18 protein-coding genes and 1 pseudogene are annotated in these 19771 nt (G+C 63.2%); 10 read left to right on the top strand and 9 right to left on the bottom strand.

The window, feature by feature from the left end; genetic code table 11:
- Positions 1-127: 127 nt before the first annotated feature.
- Entirely contained in the window at positions 128-691 is a 564-nt protein-coding gene (gene ahpC / locus U873_RS0120330; protein WP_011061677.1) for an alkyl hydroperoxide reductase subunit C, read from the top strand.
- 124 nt (positions 692-815) lie between these two features.
- The gene (gene ahpF, locus U873_RS0120335) at positions 816-2381 is read left to right on the top strand and encodes an alkyl hydroperoxide reductase subunit F (protein WP_025129990.1); all 1566 of its coding nucleotides are present in this window, start codon (positions 816-818) and stop codon (positions 2379-2381) included.
- Positions 2382-2511: 130 nt separating this feature from the next.
- Here the strand turns inward: ahpF and gloA are convergent, their stop codons facing one another.
- The gene (gloA, locus tag U873_RS0120340) at positions 2512-3033 is read right to left on the bottom strand and encodes a lactoylglutathione lyase (protein ID WP_025129991.1); all 522 of its coding nucleotides are present in this window, start codon (positions 3031-3033) and stop codon (positions 2512-2514) included.
- A gap of 199 nt (positions 3034-3232) precedes the next feature.
- On the opposite strand from gloA, the gene U873_RS0120345 reads away from it, so the two are divergent.
- Positions 3233-3760 (top strand): DUF4946 domain-containing protein, encoded by a 528-nt coding sequence (locus U873_RS0120345; RefSeq protein ID WP_025129992.1) that lies wholly within the window; start codon positions 3233-3235, stop codon positions 3758-3760.
- Positions 3761-4003: 243 nt separating this feature from the next.
- Here U873_RS0120345 and U873_RS0120350 read toward each other — a convergent pair whose 3' ends face one another.
- The 3 genes from U873_RS0120350 to U873_RS0120360 all read right to left on the bottom strand — a co-directional run bounded on the left by U873_RS0120350 (position 4004) and on the right by U873_RS0120360 (position 7125).
- Positions 4004-4369, bottom strand: a complete 366-nt coding sequence (locus tag U873_RS0120350; RefSeq protein WP_025129993.1) for a histone-like nucleoid-structuring protein, MvaT/MvaU family — start codon at positions 4367-4369, stop codon at positions 4004-4006.
- A gap of 244 nt (positions 4370-4613) precedes the next feature.
- Complete coding sequence (locus tag U873_RS0120355) at positions 4614-6152, bottom strand: EAL domain-containing protein (RefSeq protein ID WP_025129994.1); 1539 nt, start codon at positions 6150-6152, stop codon at positions 4614-4616.
- Positions 6153-6231: 79 nt separating this feature from the next.
- Complete coding sequence (locus U873_RS0120360) at positions 6232-7125, bottom strand: LysR family transcriptional regulator (protein WP_025129995.1); 894 nt, start codon at positions 7123-7125, stop codon at positions 6232-6234.
- Between the two features lie 84 nt (positions 7126-7209).
- On the opposite strand from U873_RS0120360, the gene U873_RS0120365 reads away from it, so the two are divergent.
- From U873_RS0120365 to hpaR, 3 genes are all read left to right on the top strand, one after another.
- A complete protein-coding gene (locus tag U873_RS0120365; RefSeq protein ID WP_025129996.1) occupies positions 7210-8166 on the top strand; it encodes a DMT family transporter in 957 nt (318 codons plus the stop codon).
- 255 nt (positions 8167-8421) lie between these two features.
- Entirely contained in the window at positions 8422-9498 is a 1077-nt protein-coding gene (gene hppD, locus U873_RS0120375) for a 4-hydroxyphenylpyruvate dioxygenase (protein ID WP_025129997.1), read from the top strand.
- Between the two features lie 129 nt (positions 9499-9627).
- Complete coding sequence (hpaR, locus tag U873_RS0120380; protein WP_025129998.1) at positions 9628-10050, top strand: homoprotocatechuate degradation operon regulator HpaR; 423 nt, start codon at positions 9628-9630, stop codon at positions 10048-10050.
- Between the two features lie 173 nt (positions 10051-10223).
- On the opposite strand, the gene rarD is transcribed toward hpaR, so the two are convergent.
- The 3 genes and pseudogenes from rarD to U873_RS34460 form a co-directional block, all read right to left on the bottom strand.
- Positions 10224-11105 carry an EamA family transporter RarD gene (gene rarD, locus U873_RS0120385; RefSeq protein ID WP_025129999.1) on the bottom strand — a complete coding sequence of 294 codons (882 nt, stop codon included), beginning with the start codon at positions 11103-11105 and terminating at the stop codon, positions 10224-10226.
- A gap of 207 nt (positions 11106-11312) precedes the next feature.
- Positions 11313-12326, bottom strand: coding sequence for an aldo/keto reductase (locus tag U873_RS0120390; RefSeq protein ID WP_025130000.1), 1014 nt, complete (start codon positions 12324-12326; stop codon positions 11313-11315).
- Positions 12327-12420: 94 nt separating this feature from the next.
- Positions 12421-13270: pseudogene (locus tag U873_RS34460) on the bottom strand (LysR family transcriptional regulator).
- Positions 13271-13370: 100 nt separating this feature from the next.
- Here U873_RS34460 and U873_RS0120400 point away from each other — a divergent pair.
- Positions 13371-14102 (top strand): SDR family oxidoreductase, encoded by a 732-nt coding sequence (locus U873_RS0120400; protein WP_025130001.1) that lies wholly within the window; start codon positions 13371-13373, stop codon positions 14100-14102.
- A complete protein-coding gene (locus U873_RS0120405) occupies positions 14099-14509 on the top strand; it encodes a hypothetical protein (protein WP_025130002.1) in 411 nt (136 codons plus the stop codon). The genes U873_RS0120400 and U873_RS0120405 overlap by 4 nt, the downstream gene beginning before the upstream one ends.
- Before the next feature lie 61 nt (positions 14510-14570).
- Here U873_RS0120405 and U873_RS0120410 read toward each other — a convergent pair whose 3' ends face one another.
- Positions 14571-15881: an MFS transporter gene (locus U873_RS0120410; protein WP_025130003.1), complete on the bottom strand. Its 1311-nt coding sequence runs from the start codon at positions 15879-15881 to the stop codon at positions 14571-14573.
- A 179-nt stretch (positions 15882-16060) separates the two neighbouring features.
- Here U873_RS0120410 and U873_RS0120415 point away from each other — a divergent pair, with 179 nt between their 5' ends.
- Positions 16061-17185, top strand: a complete 1125-nt coding sequence (locus tag U873_RS0120415; RefSeq protein ID WP_025130004.1) for a sugar diacid recognition domain-containing protein — start codon at positions 16061-16063, stop codon at positions 17183-17185.
- Positions 17186-17305: 120 nt separating this feature from the next.
- A complete protein-coding gene (locus U873_RS0120420) occupies positions 17306-18448 on the top strand; it encodes a glycerate kinase (protein ID WP_025130005.1) in 1143 nt (380 codons plus the stop codon).
- 520 nt (positions 18449-18968) lie between these two features.
- Here U873_RS0120420 and hpaI read toward each other — a convergent pair.
- Positions 18969-19769 (bottom strand): 4-hydroxy-2-oxoheptanedioate aldolase, encoded by an 801-nt coding sequence (hpaI, locus tag U873_RS0120425; RefSeq protein WP_025130006.1) that lies wholly within the window; start codon positions 19767-19769, stop codon positions 18969-18971.
- Positions 19770-19771 lie beyond the last annotated feature (2 nt).

The raw sequence follows: 19771 nt of genomic DNA on the forward strand, positions 1-19771 counted from the left end.
GTTGGTTGATAGCCAAAACTAATCGGCAGCATCAGGTTTGCCAATGAGCCAAACGGCGATTGATTGGCTAGGATTCTCCCCATCAAGTTTTCACCCAACGTTTTCAACCACTGATGGAGAGTCAACGATGCCTATCATCAACAGCCAAGTTAAACCGTTCAAAGCTACCGCATTCAAAAACGGCGCATTCGTCGAAGTGTCGGACGCTGACTTGAAAGGCAAATGGTCTGTCGTGTTCTTCTACCCGGCTGACTTCACCTTCGTTTGCCCAACCGAACTGGAAGACCTGGCCGACAACTACGCCGAGTTCCAGAAGCTGGGCGTTGAGATCTACAGCGTTTCCACCGACACCCACTTCGCCCACGCTGCCTGGCACAACACTTCGCCAGCCATTGGCAAGATCCAGTACACCATGATCGGCGACCCGACCCTGGCTATCTCCCGCAACTTCGACGTGCTGATCGAAGAAGCCGGTCTGGCTGACCGCGGCACCTTCGTGATCAACCCGGAAGGCCAGATCAAGATCGTTGAAATCAACGATGGCGGCGTAGGCCGTGACGCTTCCGAGCTGCTGCGCAAGATCAAGGCCGCTCAATACGTTGCTGCCCACCCAGGCGAAGTCTGCCCAGCCAAGTGGAAAGAAGGCGAGGCCACCCTGGCTCCGTCCCTGGACCTGGTCGGCAAGATCTAAGTCCATGCAATACCCAAGGGCGGTAATCCGCACTTAAGTCAGCTGCACCGCCCTCAAACAACGCCCGGGCGAGATTCGCTCGGGCGTTGTTTTTTCTACCGAATCAAAACAGGAGATCGCCCGTATGTTGGATGCCAATCTTAAAGCTCAGTTGAAGTCATACCTGGAACGGGTCACCCAGCCGATCGAGATCGTCGCTTCCCTCGACGACGGCGCGAAATCCCAGGAAATGCTCGCGTTACTCAAAGACATTGTCAGTCTTTCCAATCAGATTACTTTGCTCGACAACGGCACCGATGCGCGCAAGCCTTCGTTCTCGTTGAACCGCCCGGGAAGCGATATCAGCCTGCGTTTCGCTGGTATCCCCATGGGGCACGAGTTCACTTCCCTGGTGCTGGCCCTGCTGCAAGTGGGTGGTCACCCCTCCAAAGCCAGTGCCGAAGTGATCGAGCAGATTCGCTCGCTCAAGGGCGAGTTCAATTTTGAAACCTACTTCTCGCTGTCCTGCCAGAACTGCCCGGACGTGGTCCAGGCGCTGAACCTGATGGCGGTGCTCAATCCGAACATCCGTCATGTGGCCATCGACGGCGCGCTGTTCCAGGCCGAGGTCGATGAGCGCAAGGTCATGGCCGTGCCCAGCGTCTACCTCAACGGGGTGAACTTCGGTCAGGGGCGCATGGGCCTGGAAGAAATCCTGGCCAAGCTCGATACCGGTGCGGTGGAGAAGCAGGCGCAGAAGCTCAATGCCAAAGAGGCGTTTGACGTCCTGGTGGTGGGTGGAGGCCCAGCCGGTGCTTCGGCGGCCATCTACGCGGCCCGTAAAGGCATCCGTACCGGTGTCGCTGCCGAGCGCTTTGGCGGCCAGGTATTGGACACCATGGCCATCGAGAACTTTATCTCGGTGCAGGCCACTGAAGGGCCGAAACTGGCGGCGGCACTGGAAGAGCACGTCAAGCAGTACGACGTCGACATCATGAACCTGCAGCGTGCCAGTGCGCTGGTGCCGGCGAAGGAAGTCGGCGGGCTGCACGAGATCCAGTTCGACAGCGGTGCCAGCCTCAAGGCCAAGTCGGTGATTCTGGCAACCGGTGCTCGCTGGCGTGAAATGGGTGTGCCCGGCGAGCAGGAGTACAAGGCCAAGGGCGTGTGCTTCTGCCCGCACTGCGATGGTCCGCTGTTCAAGGGCAAGCGCGTTGCGGTGATTGGCGGCGGTAACTCCGGCGTTGAAGCGGCCATCGACCTGGCAGGTATCGTCAGCCATGTGACCTTGCTGGAGTTCGATGGCAAGCTGCGGGCCGATGCGGTGCTGCAACGCAAATTGCACAGCCTGCCCAACGTCAAGGTCATCACCAGTGCGTTGACCAGTGAAGTGAAGGGTGATGGGCAGAAGGTCACTGGCCTGGTCTACAAGGACCGCGATTCGGGCGAGTTCCACACCGTCGAGCTGGAAGGCATCTTCGTGCAGATCGGCTTGCTGCCCAACACCGACTGGCTCAAGGGCACCATCGAGCTTTCGCCTCGTGGCGAGATCATTGTCGATGCCCGTGGCGAGACCTCGCTGCCTGGCGTGTTTGCCGCTGGCGATGTCACCACAGTGCCGTACAAGCAGATCGTAATCGCAGTGGGCGAGGGCGCCAAGGCCTCCCTCAGCGCCTTTGACCATTTGATCCGTACCTCTGCACCGGCGTAACGCGCCGAGCCGTAATAAAAAACCCCATGAGCCTGGCTCATGGGGTTTTTTCATTGTGGCCTGAGAGGGGGCGCCGACCGAATTGCCAGGCGTTGGCCGCTCGGTGCTTGTCAGTGCCCCATCGCAGCGCTTACAGGGGCGCGGGCTGGATGATTTCGACCCAGTAGCCGTCCGGGTCCTTGATGAAGGCCAGGCTTTTCATGCGGCCATCGTTCAGGCGTTTCTGGAAGTCGCAGCCCAGGGCTTCGAAACGCTCGCAAGCGGCCACGATGTCTGGCACCGAGATGCAAATGTGCCCGAAACCGCGGGGATCGCTGTTGCCGTTGTGGTAGGCGAAGTCCGGGTCATTTTCGGTGCCGTGGTTGTGGGTCAGTTCGAGAATGCCGGGGATCGACTTCATCCATTCGGTGCGCGCGGCAGCGTCTGCCGGAATCTGCGCCTTGTCCACCAGGGCGAGGAAGTACAGGCTGAATTCGGCCTCGGGGAAGTCGCGTTTCTCCACCAGGGAGAAGCCCAGGACCCGGGTGTAGAAATCCAGGGACCGGGTGATGTCCTTGACCCGCAGCATGGTGTGGTTGAACACGAAGCGGGCGGTGGCAGCGTCCGGTTGGGCGGTCACGCCAGGGAAAGTATTGAGTGCGTCGAGGCTCATGGGCCCTCCAGAAGAAAGTGCGTCAAGGGCTGCTCGCGAGGGCAAGCTGGTCCTTGCCGGCAATGGTTCGGACATCCTTGGGATTGCGCAATGATACGCAAGTGGGGTGGGCGCCGCCAAACCCAAAACTCTGGATCTATTGCCCATTCCTGGCGTCGGGCTCAGACTTCAAGGCCTGTTCCCTAAGTGTGCGCCCCCTATGATCGAGCTGTTTAAATCGCGGATTGCGGCCCTGTTGCTGGTGGCTTGTGCCAGCATCGCCCAGGCCGAGCCTGAGGTGGCCTGGCCCCCGGGCTGGACCGTTGAGCCGGTGCCCGCCCAGGAGACGGACCAGGCTGCCAAGGTGTCCCGCCAGCGGGCGGTGAAGAACGATGGCGCGGGCAATCCACAGTTGGTTATGGAGTTGACCATGACTCAGGTCGATAGCGGGCATGTAGTCAATCTTCAGGGGGTATTACTGGAGATGCGCAAGTCGGTGCAGAAGGACTTTGCCCAAGGCGGTTATCAGAGTGTCTGTAACAAGATTCATGGGGCGCAGTTGAGTGCTCTCGCAGCCCTGGAAACCACTTGCACCATTACCCAGAACGGCCGGCATGTGCTGTCGCAAACATTGGTGGCGGCGCTGGATGGGGATAAGGCTTATGTACTTTCATACGCCGGCCAGGCAGCGGCTTATGCCGACAGCCAGAATGAAATACTCGCTGTACGAAATAGCCTTAAACTTTAAGGAAAAATCTGAAGTGGTCGGTTCGCATTTCGCCTGTTAGCGGCTGGATATCGAAAAGGCATTAAGTGCGAAGTTGCCGCGGGTGCCAGGGTTATTGCAAGGTGCGGCGCACGCTGATGCGCTGGCAGAGGGCGGACGTGGCGGCAGGTTGGATCTTGCCTTAGATTCAGGTCGTAATAAGAATAGTCTTATGAATGTAAAAGGCCCTGCATATGCAGGGCCTTTTTCAGGTTGCGGCTTTGTTCAAGCGCGCAGCCAGGAATCCACAGTGGCAGCACCGTACTGTTCTTTCCAGGCCTTCAGGCCACGGTGGTTGCCGCCTTTGGTTTCAATCAGTTCACCGGTGTGCGGGTTCTGATAGACCTTGACCACGCGTGCGCGGCGCTGTTTAGGGGCATTGGCCTGTGGCAGGCCGGCCTTGCCCAGGTTCGGGTCAAGAATGGCGATGATGTCGCGCAGGCTCTTGTCATAGGACTTCATCAGGGCCTGGAGCTTTTCTTCGAACTCGATTTCCTTCTTGAGCCCGGCGTCATTCTTCAGGGATTCAAGCTGCGCGAGCTGTTCTTGAAGTGCTTTTTCTGCAGCACGAAATTCGGCAAGTCTGGACAATATCTTCACTCCAATAGTCTATTTTGGCTGATACAAACCACCAACAAAGCTATAAGCCATGAGCCGATTAAGGCTCGATTAAGTGGCCTACCTGTGAATTTTGTACAGGCGGGAAAAATTGTAGTAGTTAATCGCTCCAGAGTAAATCGGCTTATTGTTATTTAACCCTGTATTTACCAATTGATTCAAATTGGCGCCTGCCCCGAGTTGCCCCGGGGAACACTTTTCGTTGTGACATGGCTATTTAATGGCGCGCCAGGGCTGCAACAAACTCCGTACTGGGCATGGGCCTGCCAAATAAATAACCTTGCAGGAAGTCCACCCCTTGGGCCGCCAGGTAGTCCCGCTGTTCGGCAGTTTCGATACCTTCGGCGACTATGCCCAGATCGAGTTTGCCCGAGAGTTCGATAATGCTCTCGAGTATATGCAGCGACAGCGCATCGGCACCGATCATGGCGACAAAACTCTGATCGATCTTCAAGTAGTCGACATTGAACTTGCGCAGGTAGCCCAGGCTGGAATGCCCGGTGCCGAAGTCGTCGATGGCAATCATCACCCCCAACTCCCGCAGTGCAGCAAACAATTGAAGAGTGGTGGGAGTGGGCTCGATCAGTTCGCGTTCGGTCAATTCCAGCACCAGCAGCACCTTGCCGGGCGGGAAGGCGGCGAGGAACTCCCTGCAGTCCTCCAGCAACTGCAGGTCCTGGCAGTGGCGGGCGGTGATGTTGATGCCGATGTGGAAGCCATCGATGAAATCCTGGGCGTGGGGAGCCAGGGCCTGCAGGGTTTGCTGCATCAGCGAGCGGGTCATGGGCACGATCAGCCCCGAGTGCTCGGCAAAGGGGATAAACAGGTCAGGGCGCACCAGCCCTTCTTTGGGGTGTTGCCAGCGCATCAGCACTTCAATGCCGGCCCACTGCAGGGTGTCGCCGCGTACCACTGGCTGGAAGTAGGGAATGAACTCCTGGGCATCCAGTGCCCGGCGCAATTCATGGCTGGGAGAGGCAGAGCGCTTTTGCAGCCAGTGGGCGAGGACTCCGGCGCCAGCCCCGAGAAACACCAGCAGGCTGAACAACGCCGGGTACTGGCTCTTCATGTACGCCCAGGTACTGCCCTCAGGGAATCCGGAACTGACGCTGTAGGGGTAGTGTGATGAGCTCAAGTGCTCGCTGGCCACCGCAGCCGGTGGTGGGCTGCCATGGTAGACCCGGCCGTTCCTGGACAGCCAATGATCGCCTACCTGCAGCCGCAAATGGGCGAAGCGGCTGATCAGGCGCAGGGCATTGGTCAGGTGGTAGCCGTCGATGGTTGCCAGGACGGCGCGTTCGCCCTCACTCCAGCGATAGACCAGCAGCGCGGTATTGGGAGTGATCGGGTTGCCATCCATCAGCTTCAGGCGCCCATCGACGTAGTCCTCGGGGACAAGGGGCACCGGGTAGTTGCCCAGCAAGGAACTGCAATAGTTGCTGTTGCGCCACACCAGGTTGGTCGAACGCACGAAGGGCCGGCGGGTGACCTGCTCACGCAGGGCCAGTTGCCGCACCTCATCACAGTCCTGGCCGACCTGGGGCAGGAGGGCCCGGGCGGCGATATCGCTGTTGTCCAGCATCAGGTCGAACTGGCGAATGGCTTCCTCGGCGGTTTCCAGGCTGCTGCGCGTCAGCGCCCGTTCAGCCTGGGCATAGAGGATGACGGCGCCCAGCCCGATGGGGAGCAGTACCGCCAATAATGTCCAGAGTGTGCGGGTGGAGCGCTTCAGCGGACCTTTGGCGGTCAGGGGCATGATCGGACCTGTGGCGGAGGGGGGAGGGAGCGCTGCAGATCGTCGTGGCGGGCACGGCGACGCCCTGGTGCGGTCCCGATCATCGCAGGATAGTCGGCTTTGCGTGACGATACAGGCGTTGTGCGAGCTGGATGAAGCTCAGGGCCGCCGGCGATGACTGGCGCCGGTCCAGCACGGCGACTCCCACCTGGCGCTGCACGGCTGGCAGCAGGGCCTTGCTCAGGTAGCGGCGATCCGCGGCGGGTGGCAGCGACAGTTCGGCGACGATGCTCAAGGCATCGCCGCGGGCCACGGTTTCCAGGGTGCTGAGCAGCTGCGAGCAACGATAGCGGATGTTGGGGCTCAGGCCGGCGCCCGTGAACAGCCGAGTAACCAGTTCCGCCGAGCCCGCCTCGGTGAGCACAAAGGGGTCATGGCACAGTTGTTCCAGCCGCAGCTGTTGTTCCCCGGCCAGAGCGTGTCCCGCAGGAACCAGTGCCACGAGTTGATCCGCCACCAGGGCAAAGGTGTCGAAGCGTTCCTGGGGCAGTACCACGAAGCCCAGGTCGATGCGCCGTTCCTCGAGCCATTGCAGCACCTGGCGGTCCGGTCCTTCATCAATGTGGACCTCGATTCCAGGGTGTTCGCGACGGTACTCCTGGAGAATCCGCGGCAGCAGGTGCATGGAGGAGGTGGGCCCGAACGAGCCGATGCGCAAGGTGCCGCGCTTCATGCCCCGGGCGTCCGCGGCCTCCTGTTCCAGGGTGACTGCCAGGCCGAGCATGGCCCGGGCCCGCAACAGCAACTGCCGACCGATGTCGGTGAGTTCGACCTGGGCCTGATGCCGGCGAAACAACTCGACTCCCAGCTCCTGCTCCAGGGACTTGATGGCGTGGGACACCGCCGACTGGCTGATCCCCAGGCGTGTGGCGGCGCTGGTGAAGCCCTGGAGCTCCGCCACCCGGGAAAAGATCTCCAGTTGAGTCAGGGTCATGAGTAAACGCTCATTTTACGATGATCGAGCATTAGACAAAGAATAGCCGCGCAGCACAAATCCCACGTTTCAGAGCCGACGATCATGAGTGAAATCCACCTCCGCAGGCCCTTGGCCACACACCACAGCGACCTCGGGGTCTATTGCAAGCTGGTGACCGTGAGCCTGATCTGGGGCGGCACCTTCGTCGCCGGACGCTACCTGGCCGGCAGCCTTTCGCCCTTGCTGGCCGCCAGCCTGCGCTTTCTCCTGGCCAGCCTGGCCTTGCTCGGCTTCATGGCCGTGGCGCGCATCCCCCTGGCTCGGCCCAGCCTCCGGCAGTTCGGCCAACTGGCGCTGCTGGGGTTCTTTGGCATCTTCTTCTACAACCTGTGCTTCTTCCTCGGCCTGCAACAGATCAACGCTTCCCGGGCGTCGCTGATCGTGGCACTGAACCCCGCGGTGATCGCCCTGGCGTCCTGGGCCCTGTTCAAGGAAAGCCTCGGCCGGCGCAAGCTGCTGGGCATCGGCCTGTGCCTGGGGGGCGCAGCCCTGGTGATCTGCAGCCGCGATCCCGGGGCGCTGCTCGGACAGGCAGGCGGCTGGCGCGGCGACCTGCTGATTCTCGGCTGTGTCCTGGGTTGGGGGGTGTACTCGCTGTTCTCCAGGCGCCTCAATCAGAGCCTCGGCCCGCTGCAGACCGTTACCTACTCGATCCTCCTCGGCACCCTGATGCTGTGCGCAGCGACCCTGGCCCGGGGCGAATTCGACCTGTCGGCCCTGGCTCGCCTGGGTCTGGCCCAGGGCCTGAGCCTGCTGTACCTGGGCGTGCTGGGTTCGGCCCTGGCCTACATCTGGTACTACGACAGCCTGCGGCGGATCGGGGCCACCCGCTCAGGGGTGTTCATTGCCCTCAACCCCCTGACCGCGGTGATCCTCGGTGCGCTGTTGCTGGGGGAGCAGTTGAGCCTGGTGATGGGCCTGGGCGGCGCGCTGATCCTGGGGGGCATCTACCTGTGCAACAAACCCCTTGCAGGGGGAGCGGCAAAGGCGATTTTATAGAGAATGCGGACAAAGGCTTTTACGCTGTGTAGAATCCGGTTACGCATACAATAATAAAGTCTTCTGGCAGCAGAAGCCTCGTCCCCCAGCCTGTAAGCAAGACAGGGTCGAAATGAAGATTCTCGGGTTCCAACTGATCTACGGTGACTTTCTCGCCCGCAGCGTGCGGGGCATTTCCTGTGCGCCACCCACTTTCCTCAGCATTGATAGCAACTAACGATCCGTTAATTCTAAAAATATGATGAGGCGCCAACCATGGCAGATATCTTCGAAAACCCAATGGGCCTGATGGGCTTTGAATTCATCGAATTCGCATCGCCTACCCCCAACACCCTCGAACCGATCTTCGAGATCATGGGTTTCACCAAAGTCGCGACCCATCGTTCAAAAGACGTGCATCTGTATCGCCAGGGTGCGATCAACCTGATCCTCAACAACGAGCCCCACAGCGTTGCCTCCTACTTCGCCGCGGAACATGGTCCGTCGGTGTGCGGCATGGCGTTCCGGGTCAAGGATTCGCAAAAGGCCTACAACCGGGCCCTGGAGCTCGGCGCCCAGCCGATTCACATTGAAACCGGCCCGATGGAACTGAACCTGCCGGCGATCAAGGGCATTGGCGGCGCGCCGCTGTACCTGATCGACCGTTTCGGCGAAGGCAGCTCGATCTACGACATCGACTTCGTGTTCATCGAAGGCGTGGACCGCAACCCCAAGGGCGCGGGCCTGAAGATCATCGACCACCTGACCCACAACGTGTACCGCGGGCGCATGGCCTACTGGGCCGGCTTCTACGAGAAACTGTTCAACTTCCGCGAGATCCGCTACTTCGACATCAAGGGCGAATACACCGGCCTGACCTCCAAGGCCATGACCGCTCCTGACGGCATGATCCGCATTCCGCTGAACGAGGAATCGTCCAAGGGCGCCGGGCAGATCGAAGAGTTCCTGATGCAGTTCAACGGCGAGGGCATCCAGCACGTGGCCTTCCTCACCGATGATCTGGTCAAGACCTGGGATCAGTTGAAGAAGATCGGCATGCGCTTCATGACTGCGCCGCCCGAGACCTACTACGAAATGCTCGAAGGCCGTTTGCCGAACCATGGCGAGCCTGTCAACGAGCTGCAATCGCGGGGCATCCTGCTGGACGGTTCCTCGGAAGCCGGCGACAAGCGCCTGCTGCTGCAGATCTTCTCGGAAACCCTGATGGGCCCGGTGTTCTTCGAATTCATCCAGCGTAAAGGCGACGATGGTTTCGGCGAGGGCAACTTCAAGGCACTGTTCGAATCGATCGAACGCGACCAGGTACGTCGCGGTGTACTGGCCACCGAGTAACCCCCGGCGCGCTTGAACACTCGGCCCGATCAGGCCTCGCCTGATCGGGCTTTGTTTTGCCTGTCGGTTGGCGATTGTGAATGTGTTAATGTTTGCGCCTTTGTTTCCCAGCCTTTGACCGACGCCTCGATGAAAACACCCAGACCTTCCCTGACCCTGACCCTGCTACAGGCCCGTGAGGCCGCCATGGCGTTTTTTCGCCCGTCCCTGAACCAGCACGACCTGACCGAGCAGCAATGGCGGGTGATCCGCATCCTGCGCCAGAACGGCGAACTGGAGAGCCATCAACTGGCGAAGATGGCCTGCATCCTGCCGCCGAGCATGACCGGCGTGCTGACCCGCCTGGAGCGGGACGAGTACGTCAGCCGGCGCAAGTCGCCGGAAGACCAGCGCCGGCTGTTCATCACCCTGACCGACAAGGGCCAGGCGTGCTTCGAGTCCATGAGCGGCGACATGGAGATCAATTACCAGAAGATCCAGCAGCAGTTTGGCGAAGACAAGATGCAAGCGCTGCTGGCCCTGCTCAACGAGCTGAAACAGATCAAGCCCTGAGCCAGGGTGTGTTGAGGGCATTGGCCGCGGCATCGATGGGCAATGCACCGCTTGCCTCGGCCTCATCGGCGACTGCCGCCTGTGGCAGCGCACACCGAAGGGGATCTAGCGGTGCTGGACCTGACGTCCCGGCGACCTCGGCCGCAGGGCTTGCCCGATCAACGTGGCGTGGCTCAGTGCCGGCGCTGTCGCAGCAGGTGGCGCACGCCCTCAAGCACCAGCACCACCACCGCCAGCCAGATCGGCACATAGGTCAGCCATTCCCCGGCCTTGATGCTTTCTCCCAGCAACAGCGCCACCAGCAGTAGCAACACCGGCTCCACATAGCTGAGCAGGCCGAACAGGCTGAACGCCAACTGACGGCTGGCGATGATGTAGCACACCAGCGCCGAGGCGCTGATCACCCCGAGCAAGGGAATCAGCAGGTACAGCCCGGGATGGCTGTCGAGCACGGCAAACCCTTGTTCGCCACTTTGTACGAACCACAGCGCCACCGGGATCAGCAGCGCCATGTCCAGCCACAGGCCGCCGAGGTGATCGGTGCCCAGGCGCCGGCGCAGAATGAAATACAGCGGGTAGCCCACGGCTACCACCAGGGTCGCCCAGGAAAAACTGCCGACCTGGTACAGCTCGTTGAGCACGCCGATGCAGGCCAGCACCGCGGCAACCTTCTGCAAGCGCGAAAGGCGTTCGCCATAAACGATGCGTCCGGTCAGGACCATGGTCAGGGGCAGCAGGAAATAGCCCTGGGACACATCCAGGCTGTGGCCGTTGAGCGGGGCCCACATGAACAGCCAGAGCTGTACCCCCACCAGCGCCGAGGACAGCAGCAACGCCAGGCACAGCAACGGTTTGCCCAGCACCCGGCGCAACACCTCGCCGACCCGGTACCACTCGCCGCTGAACAGCATGAACAGGGTCATGCAGGGCAGGGTGAGCAGCATCCGCCAGCCGAAGATCTCCACCCCGGTCAGGGGCGTCAGCAGCGAGGTGTAGAAATACATGACGGCGAACAGCACCGACGCCAGAACCGATAACCCAATACCTTTAGACACACTGTCCTCATATGACCCGAACGCTCGGGATGCACGCAAAAAATGGAGGGAGTGAAGCGAGGGGGGGAATATAGAGGGTTTGGCCCGAGATTTTTGCTCTGTTTACGACATCCCCGCGGGATATTTTCTCGTTTGTGGCCAAAGCGCGCTCAATCCCGCGGGCCCGGAGAGCGGTGGCAGGCGCCTTTGCGCCCCCACCGCCAGTCTTCAGTCCAGGCGAGGAAAACGTCCGCTGACAAAATGGCTGACGTCGTTGAAGCCCGGGGTCGAGGCATGGCCCGGGGTCACCAGGGCATCGATGAAGGCCTCGTCCGCGGCGCTGATCTGCACCTCCAGGGCCCGGGTGTAGGCGTCCCACTGGGCTTCGGTGCGCGGGCCGACGATGGCCGAGCTCACCGCCTGGTTGTTCAGCACCCAGGCAATGGCGAACTCGATGATGCCGACCCCGCGTTCCTGGGTGTATTGCTGGATCTGCTGGGCGATGCGCAGGGATTCGACCCGCCATTCGGTCTCCAGGATGCGCTTGTCCTGGCGCCCGGCGCGGCTGGCGCTGTCCGGGGCCACGTCCGGCGCGTACTTGCCGCTGAGCACGCCCCGGGCCAGGGGGCTGTAGGGCACCACGCCCAGGCCAAAGGCCCTGGCCGCGGTGATCTGTTCGCTCTCGGCCTGGCGATTGACGATGTTGTACAGCGGCTGGCTGATTACCGGGCGGTCCACCCCCAGCTGGTCGGCGAGGCGAATCGCTTCGGCAATCCGCCAGCCGCGGTAGTTGGACAGCCCCCAGTAGCGGATCTTGCCCTGGCGCAGCAGATCGCCGATGGCCGAGATGCTCACCTCCAGTGGGGTGTCGTGGTCTTCGCGGTGCAGGTAGTAGATGTCCAGGTAGTCGGTGCCCAGGCGGGTCAGGCTGGCGTTGATGCCGTTGAAAATGTGCTTGCGACTCAGGCCGCTACGATTGGGCACGCCGTCCGCCGGGCCGAAACCGACCTTGGACGCCAGCACCCATTCATGGCGGTGGCGGGCGATCGCCTCGCCGACGATCTCCTCGGAGCGGCCCTGGGTGTAGACGTCGGCGGTGTCGATGAAATTGATCCCCTGGTCCCAGGCCTTGTCGATGATGCGCAGCGAGTCTTCGGTACTGGTCTGCTCACCGAACATCATGGTACCCAGGGTCAGGCTGGAGACCTTGAGGCCGGAACGGCCGAGGAGGCGATAGCTCATGGGCGAAATCCTTGTGCTAGAGGGGTGGCCAGGGGATTTCCGGCCATCGGGACCGACCATCAGATACCACAACACCCCGGTTCGGCAATGCCTGTCATGGACACAGTGCCTGGCAGCGCTGCGCCACGAAGCCATGCAGCAGGCGCACCCGTTCGGAAACCTGCAGGCGGTGCGGGCACAGCAGGTTGAACGGCGCCAGCTCCCCTTGCCAGTGCCCCAGTACCGCCACCAGGCGCCCGGCGCGCAGGTCCTCGGCCACATCCAGCCGGGCCTTGTAGACGATGCCATGGCCGGCCAGGGCCCAGCGCCGGGCCACCTCGCCGTCGTCGCACAGGTAATCGCCGCGCACGGTGATTTCACGGGTTTCCTCGCCACGGCTGAACCGCCAGCTGTCATAGGGGCGGCCGTTGCGCAGGTAGAGCAGGGCGCTGTGCCGGGACAGGTCCTCGGGGGCCTTGGGCATGCCGCAGCGAGCCAGGTACTGCGGGCTGGCACAGGCGACACGACGGTGCTCGGGAAGGATCGGCAGGGCCACCAGGCTCGAATCCTCGGGCACGCCAAAGCGCAGGGCGACGTCCACGGTGTCGCGAAACAGATCGGCATGGCGATCGTTGAGTCGCAATTGCAGGCGCAGTTGCGGGTGCTCGCCCTTGAACTCATCAAGCCAGGACAGTAGGACATTGCGGCCGAAATCCGAGGGCGCCGACAGCATCGGCCAGGGTGGCCAGGGCCAGGCGCACGCTTTCCAGGTAGCGGCGGCCTTCCTCGGTCAAGCGCATGCTGCGGGTGGAGCGTGCCAGCAGGCGGCTTCCGAGCCGGGTTTCCAGGCGCTTGAGGGCGATGCTGGCCGCTGCGGCGGTCATGCCGAGGGAGCGGGCAGCGGCGGAAATGCTGCCGGCGTCGGCGGTGCGCACGAAGATTTCCAGGTCGAGGATCGAGCTCATTGATAAAAATCCTTTAAAGATCATTGCGTTTTAACGGGGTTTTTCCTCGATTGGCAAGCAGTGAAGATGCAATCCTTCTTACTTGCAGCAGGTGATCAGCATGAATTCTTCCCCCTCAAACTTGCACCAGCAGACCCTGGTGGTGATCGGTGCCGGGAGCGGTATTGGCGCCGCCGTGGCGCGTCAGGCTGCGGCTCGCGGGGCGCGGGTGGTGCTGGCTGGGCGCCGTCTTGAGGCCTTGCAACAGCAGCAGGCGCAACTGCCGGACTCGGCCCGCAGCCTGGCGGTGGATATCACCGATGCCGATAGCCTCCAGGCGCTGTTTCGCGCGGTGGGTCCTTTCGACCACCTGGTGATCAGCGCCGGTCCGGCCATCGACGCCAAACCCCTGGCGCAGACGGGGCTGCTGGAGGCCCAGCAGGCCTTCGAGGTGAAGTTCTGGGGGGCATGGCGCGCGGTCCAGGCGGCGCTGCCGTACCTGGCCGCCCAAGGCAGCATCACCCTGACCTCGGGGTTGCTGTCGCGCAAGAGGGTCCCCGGGCAAGTGCTCAAGACCACCCTCAATGCCGCGCTGGAGGCCCTGGGCAAGCACCTGGCCAAGGAGCTGGCACCGCGCCGGGTGAATGTCATCAGCCCCGGGGTCACCGATACCGAGGCTTATGCCGGCCTGCCCGAGGAACAGCGTGCAGCGATGTTCGCTCGCACCGCGGCGAGCCTGCCCGTGGGCCGCGTCGGCCACGCCGATGAGGTCGCGGCGGCCTTTCTCCTGGCCATGGAGAACGGCTTCATCAGCGGCAGTCTGATCGATGTCGATGGCGGAGGTCTGTTATGAGCTGGCGCTTCGATCACCTGGCATTCAACAGCCCCCAGGGCGCGGGGCTGCAGCAAGCCTTCGCCGATCTGCTCGGCCTGCAGTCGGGAAGGCGCCCGCCCTTTCCCTTTCCCGGGCACTGGCTCTACCAGGACCAGCAGGCGCTGGTGCACGTCATCGAGCAGGCCAATAGCCCCGCGCCGCAGTTGAGCCACATTGCCTTCAGCACCGATGAACCGGCCGAGACCGTGTTGCAGCGGGTGCGCACCAGCGGCTTGCCCTATCAGGTGGCGCGGGTGCCGGAGGAGGGGATCTGGCAGCTGTTCGTGCAGTTGCCCGGTGGCCTGGTATTGGAGCTGGACACTCCGGCCAAGGGGGAGTTGAGCACCAGTCACGACTACCTTGAAAAGGGCGGTGCACCGTCCTGAGCGGCCAATCAAAAAGCCCGGTCGAGCCAGGACTCGAACGGGCTTTGCAGGGGAGGCGGGCTCAGCGCTGCAAGGTGCGAGTCATGCGTAGGGCCAGCAGGCTGCCGGCGACAATCACCCCGGCCAGCAGGTACAGCGCAGCATCGGTGGAGCCGGTGCTGTCCTTGACCCAGCCGACGAGGTAGGGGCTGAGGAACCCGGCCATCTGCCCCATGGAGTTGATCAGCGCCAGGCCACCGGCGGCCGCGCCGGCACTGAGCAGGGCGGTGGGCACCGGCCAGAACATCGGCAGGCCGGTGAGGGCGCCCATGGTGGCGAGGGTCAAGCCAAGGATGGCGAGGGTCGGGTTGGCGGCGAAGTTCACCGCGATCAGCAGGCCCACGGCGCCCATCAGCATCGGCACCACCAGGTGCCAGCGGCGCTCCTTGCGCAGGTCTGCGGAGCGGCCCACCAGCAGCATGAACACCGCGGCCAGCAGGTAAGGGATGGCACTGAGCCAACCGATCACCAGGTTGTCGCTGAAGCCCAGGTTCTTGATGATCGACGGCAACCAGAAGTTGATCGCGTAGACCCCGCTCTGGATGCAGAAGTAGATCAGGCCGAAGGCCCAGATCGCCGGGTTCTTGAACACCGCGACCAGGGAATCACTGGCGGTCCTGGGCTGGTTGGCCAGGTCCGCCGCCTGGTCGGCTTCCAGCACCGCACGTTCAGCGGGCGTCAGCCACTTGGCGTGGGCGAAGCTGTCGCTGAGCAGGAAGAACGCCAGGGCGCCGAGGATCACCGTGGGAATGCCCTGCAGCAGGAACATCCACTGCCAACCGGCGAGGCCGCCTTGCCCGGCGGCGAAGTGGTTGAGGATCCAGCCCGAGAAGGGGCTGCCCAGCAGACCGGAAACCGGGATCGCCGACATGAACAGGGCCATGATCCGCCCGCGGCGGAAGGTCGGGAACCACTGCGAGAGGTAGAGCACCACACCGGGGAAGAAGCCGGCTTCGGCGGCCCCGGTAAACAGGCGCAAGGTATAGAACCCGGTGGGCGTGGTGACGAACAGCAGGCAGGTGGACAGGGTGCCCCAGGTGATCATCATCAGCGCGATCCAGCGCCGGGGGCCGAACTTGCTCAGTGCCAGGTTGCTCGGCACGCCGCACAGCACGTAGCCGATGAAGAAGATCCCGGCGCCCAGGCCGTAGACCGTTTCGCTGAATTTCAAGGCGTCGAGCATCTGCAGCTTGGCGAAGCCGACGTTGACCCGGTCAAGGTAGTTGAACAGGTAGCAGACGAAGATGAAGGGGATCAGGCGCAGGGTGATGCGCTTGTAGACGGCGTTCTTGTCGTCAGCCTGGGCCAGTGGGGCAGCGGCGCTCTGTGACATGGTGTGTCTCTCTTTATTATGATTTTTCGCGGTGCAAGGGTAACTTGACCGCCCTGAGAGTCTCGGTCACCGGGGCGCCGCTGTCTTTGTGCCGGCGCACAGCGATTGGCCACCGACCCTGTGCCACTGAACAACGCCGCATAACCTGCGGGCCGTCCCAGCTGTGAAGGATCTTCCCCATGTTCGAACTGGATCATGACCTGGCTCAGGACATCGTCGACCGCACGATGGCCATCCTGCCCTATAACGTCAACGTCATGGACAACCAGGGCCTGATCCTGGGCAGCGGCGAGCCGGAGCGGATCAACACCCGGCACGAAGGCGCGCAGCTGGTGCTGGCCAACGGCCGGGTGGTGGAGATCGACGAACCCACCGCACGCCAGCTCAAGGGCGTGCAACCGGGCATCAACCTGCCGTTGCTGCATGACCAGCGGCTGATTGGCGTGCTCGGCATCACTGGCGACCCGGCCCTGCTGCGCACCTACGCCGAGCTGGTGCGCATGACCGCCGAAATGCTGGTGGGCCAGCGCCACCAGCAGGCCGAGCAGCAGTGGCGCAGGCAGCGCTGCGATGACCTGCTGGCGCTGCTCTTGAGCGACAGCGGCGACTCCCCGCGACTGGTGGACGAAGCCCGGCAGATGGGCCTCAAGCCGCAGCTGGCGCGAACCCCCTACCTGTTCGAACTGGCCGCGGAGCAGGCCCCGGGGCAGAGCGTCGATGGCTTGAGTGCCTGGCTGCTGTCGCGCTACCCCGACAGCTGGTGCGTCAGCTCATCGAAGACCTCGTTGCTCTGGTGCCGCCCGGCGAACCTCAACCTGGACAATCCACGCCTGCTGGAAAAGCTCGATGGCCAGGGCTGGACCATCCAGCGGGTGGCCGTGGGCGGACAGGCCGACGGACTGTCGGGGCTGCGCCGCTGCTACCGGCGGGTCAGCGACCTGCTGGCCTACGGGCGTGACATCCTGCCGGATTCGCGGCTGCTGACCCTCAATCGCTACCGCCTGCCGGTGATGCTCTGGCGCCACCGCAACGACGATGCCCTGGACGAGTTGCTGACGCCCTTGCGCAAGGTCCTGGCCAAGGACAACAACGGCCAGTTGCTGGCGACCCTGCGCTGCTGGTGCGACCACGACGGCCAGAGCCAGGCCTGCGCCGACGCCCTGGGCATCCACCGCAACAGCCTGCGCTATCGCATGGAGCGCATCGCCGAGCTCAGCGGTGTCGACCCCTTGCGTCTGGACGGCATGCTGGCGCTCTACCTGGGGGTGCAACTGCTGCCCCACAACGCCGCAGGTCCTGCCTAGCCATCAGCGGGACGCAGTTGTAGCAATGAACAATAAAGTGCCTGCACTCTTGTGCAGCGGACCGGCGTCAGCGGGGCCGTCAAGTGGCAGCATGGCGGCACAAGAACCGGAGATAGCCCCATGAAGATCATCATCGCCCCCGACTCGTTCAAGGACAGCCTGAGTGCCGAAGGCGTGGCCCGGGCCATTGCCCTGGGGCTGGCCGATGCCTGGCCCGATGCCCAGGTGCAGCTATGCCCGATGGCCGATGGCGGGGAAGGGACGGTGGAGTCGATTCTCGCCGCCTGTGCAGGGCAACTGCGCAGCACCCGGGTCCAGGGGCCTTTGGGGGCTGCGGTGGAGGCCCGCTGGGGCTGGTTACCCCACAGTCACACGGCAATCATCGAGATGGCCGAAGCCAGTGGCCTGCAATTGCTCGCACCAGGCCAGCGCGATGCCTGTACCAGCAGCACCTTCGGCACTGGCGAGCTGATCCAGGCTGCACTGGAGGAAGGTGCCCAGCGGATCATCCTGGCCATTGGCGGCAGCGCCACCAATGACGGTGGCGCCGGCGCCCTGCAGGCGCTGGGGCTGAAACTGCTCGACCAGCAAGGTCGAGTGCTGCCCCGGGGCGGGCTGGCCCTGGCCGATCTGGCCAGCATCGAACTGAATGCCCTGGACCCGCGCCTGGCCCAGGTGCGCTTTGAAATCGCCGCCGACGTCAACAACCCCCTGTGTGGCGAACACGGCGCCTCGGCGATCTTCGGCCCGCAGAAGGGCGCCTCGCCACACCAGGTGCAGCAACTGGACCAGGCCCTGGGGCATTTTGCCGATCTCTGTGCCCAGGTGCTGCCCAGGGATGTGCGTGACGAGCCGGGTAGTGGCGCCGCCGGCGGCCTGGGGTTTGCCGCCAAGGCCTTCCTCGGCGCGCAGTTTCGCCCCGGGGTGGAAGTCGTGGCTGAGCTGGTGGGGCTGGAGCAGGCGGTACGCGATGCCGACCTGGTGATCACCGGCGAAGGGCGCTTCGACGCCCAGACCCTGCGGGGCAAGACGCCCTTTGGCGTGGCGCGCATTGCTCGCGAGCATGGCGTGCCGGTAATCGTCATCGCCGGTACCCTGGGCGAGGGTTACCAGCAGATGTATGCCCACGGCGTGGACGCGGCCTTTGCTTTGACGTCCGGGCCCATGAGCCTGGAACAGGCCTGCCGCGAAGCCCCGCGCCTGTTGCGCGAGCGGGCGGCGGACATTGCCCGGGTCTGGCGCCTGGCCAGCCGCCCCGCATAATCGCCCTGTAGGAGCTGGCTTGCCAGCGAAGGGGCCCTCAAGCCTTGCCGCGCCCATAAGACCGCCTTCGCCGGCAAGCCGGCTCCTACGAAAAACCTCGCGCAATGCCCCTTGGTGTAGGAGCTGGCTTGCCAGCGAAGAGGCCCTCAAGCCTTGCCGGGCCCATAAGACCGCCTTCGCCGGCAAGCCGGCTCCTACGAAAAACCTCGCGCATTACCCCTTTGTGTAGGAGCTGGCTTGCCAGCGAAGGGGCCCCCAAGCCTTGCGACGCCCATAAGACCGCCTTCGCCGGCAAGCCGGCTCCTACGAAAAAACCGCGTAATGCCCCTTGGTGTAGGAGCTGGCTTGCCAGCGAAGGGGCCCCCAAGCCTTGCCGTGTCCATAAGACCGCCTTCGCCGGCAAGCCGGCTCCTACGAAAAACCTCGCGCAATACCTCTTTGTGTAGGAGCTGGCTTGCCAGCGAAGAGGCCCCCAAGCCTTGCAACGCCCATAAGGCCGCCTTCGCCGGCAAGCTGCCGCTCAGTAAACCCCGCCCTCGCTGGTGGGGGTATCCAGGCCCTTGTACTGTCCGGCCAGGCTTTGCAGGCCCTTCATCAGCACCGTGGTGTCCACACCCACTGCGACGAAATTCGCCCCCAGTTCGATGCAGCGCCGCGCCAGGCGCTGATCGGCGCTGAGAATGCCCGCCGCCTTGCCGGCCTGGCGAATCCGTACGATGGCGTCCTCGATGGCGGCGATCACCTGCGGATGCCCGGGGTTGCCGCGGTGGCCCATGGCCGCCGACAGGTCCGCGGGGCCGATGAACACACCGTCGACACCGTCCACCGTGAGAATCTCGTCGAGGTTGCACAGCCCTTCGAGGTTCTCGATCTGCACCAGCAGGCACATCTGCGCATCGGCCTGATCCAGGTAGTCGCCAATGCTGTTCCAGCGCGAGGCCCGGGCCAGGGCGCTGCCCACTCCGCGTACGCCCAGCGGCGGATAGTGCATGGCGCGGACCAGTTGGCGTGCCTGTTCGGCGCTTTCCACCATGGGCACCAGCAGGGTCTGGGCGCCGATATCCAGCAGTTGCTTGATCAGCGCGGTGTCGCCAATGGGCGGGCGAATGATCCCTTGGGCAGCGTAGGGCGCGATGGCCTGGAGCTGGGCCAGAAGGCTGCGCAGGTCGTTGGGGGCGTGCTCGCCGTCCAGCAGCAGCCAGTCGAAACCGGCGTTGGCCGCCAGCTCGGCGCAGTAGGCATCCGCCAGGCCGAGCCACAGGCCGATCTGCGGTTCGGCCTGTTGCAGGCGTTGCTTGAACAGGTTCAGTGGCATCTCCATGC

The organism is Pseudomonas sp. PH1b, assembly GCF_000633395.1.
GTDB lineage: Bacteria > Pseudomonadota > Gammaproteobacteria > Pseudomonadales > Pseudomonadaceae > Aquipseudomonas.

What these genes read in the sequence shown, in the direction of transcription:
- hppD (WP_025129997.1), top strand. Translation starts at nt 8,422, where the DNA reads ATGGCAGATATCTTCGAAAACCCAATGGGCCTGATGGGCTTTGAATTC.
- ahpF (WP_025129990.1), top strand. Translation starts at nt 816, where the DNA reads ATGTTGGATGCCAATCTTAAAGCTCAGTTGAAGTCATACCTGGAACGG.
- U873_RS0120355 (WP_025129994.1), bottom strand. Translation starts at nt 6,152, where the DNA reads ATGCCCCTGACCGCCAAAGGTCCGCTGAAGCGCTCCACCCGCACACTC.
- U873_RS0120360 (WP_025129995.1), bottom strand. Translation starts at nt 7,125, where the DNA reads ATGACCCTGACTCAACTGGAGATCTTTTCCCGGGTGGCGGAGCTCCAG.
- U873_RS0120365 (WP_025129996.1), top strand. Translation starts at nt 7,210, where the DNA reads ATGAGTGAAATCCACCTCCGCAGGCCCTTGGCCACACACCACAGCGAC.
- U873_RS0120400 (WP_025130001.1), top strand. Translation starts at nt 13,371, where the DNA reads ATGAATTCTTCCCCCTCAAACTTGCACCAGCAGACCCTGGTGGTGATC.
- hpaR (WP_025129998.1), top strand. Translation starts at nt 9,628, where the DNA reads ATGAAAACACCCAGACCTTCCCTGACCCTGACCCTGCTACAGGCCCGT.
- hpaI (WP_025130006.1), bottom strand. Translation starts at nt 19,769, where the DNA reads ATGGAGATGCCACTGAACCTGTTCAAGCAACGCCTGCAACAGGCCGAA.
- U873_RS0120415 (WP_025130004.1), top strand. Translation starts at nt 16,061, where the DNA reads ATGTTCGAACTGGATCATGACCTGGCTCAGGACATCGTCGACCGCACG.
- U873_RS0120345 (WP_025129992.1), top strand. Translation starts at nt 3,233, where the DNA reads ATGATCGAGCTGTTTAAATCGCGGATTGCGGCCCTGTTGCTGGTGGCT.
- U873_RS0120405 (WP_025130002.1), top strand. Translation starts at nt 14,099, where the DNA reads ATGAGCTGGCGCTTCGATCACCTGGCATTCAACAGCCCCCAGGGCGCG.
- U873_RS0120390 (WP_025130000.1), bottom strand. Translation starts at nt 12,326, where the DNA reads ATGAGCTATCGCCTCCTCGGCCGTTCCGGCCTCAAGGTCTCCAGCCTG.
- U873_RS0120420 (WP_025130005.1), top strand. Translation starts at nt 17,306, where the DNA reads ATGAAGATCATCATCGCCCCCGACTCGTTCAAGGACAGCCTGAGTGCC.
- U873_RS0120410 (WP_025130003.1), bottom strand. Translation starts at nt 15,881, where the DNA reads ATGTCACAGAGCGCCGCTGCCCCACTGGCCCAGGCTGACGACAAGAAC.
- ahpC (WP_011061677.1), top strand. Translation starts at nt 128, where the DNA reads ATGCCTATCATCAACAGCCAAGTTAAACCGTTCAAAGCTACCGCATTC.
- gloA (WP_025129991.1), bottom strand. Translation starts at nt 3,033, where the DNA reads ATGAGCCTCGACGCACTCAATACTTTCCCTGGCGTGACCGCCCAACCG.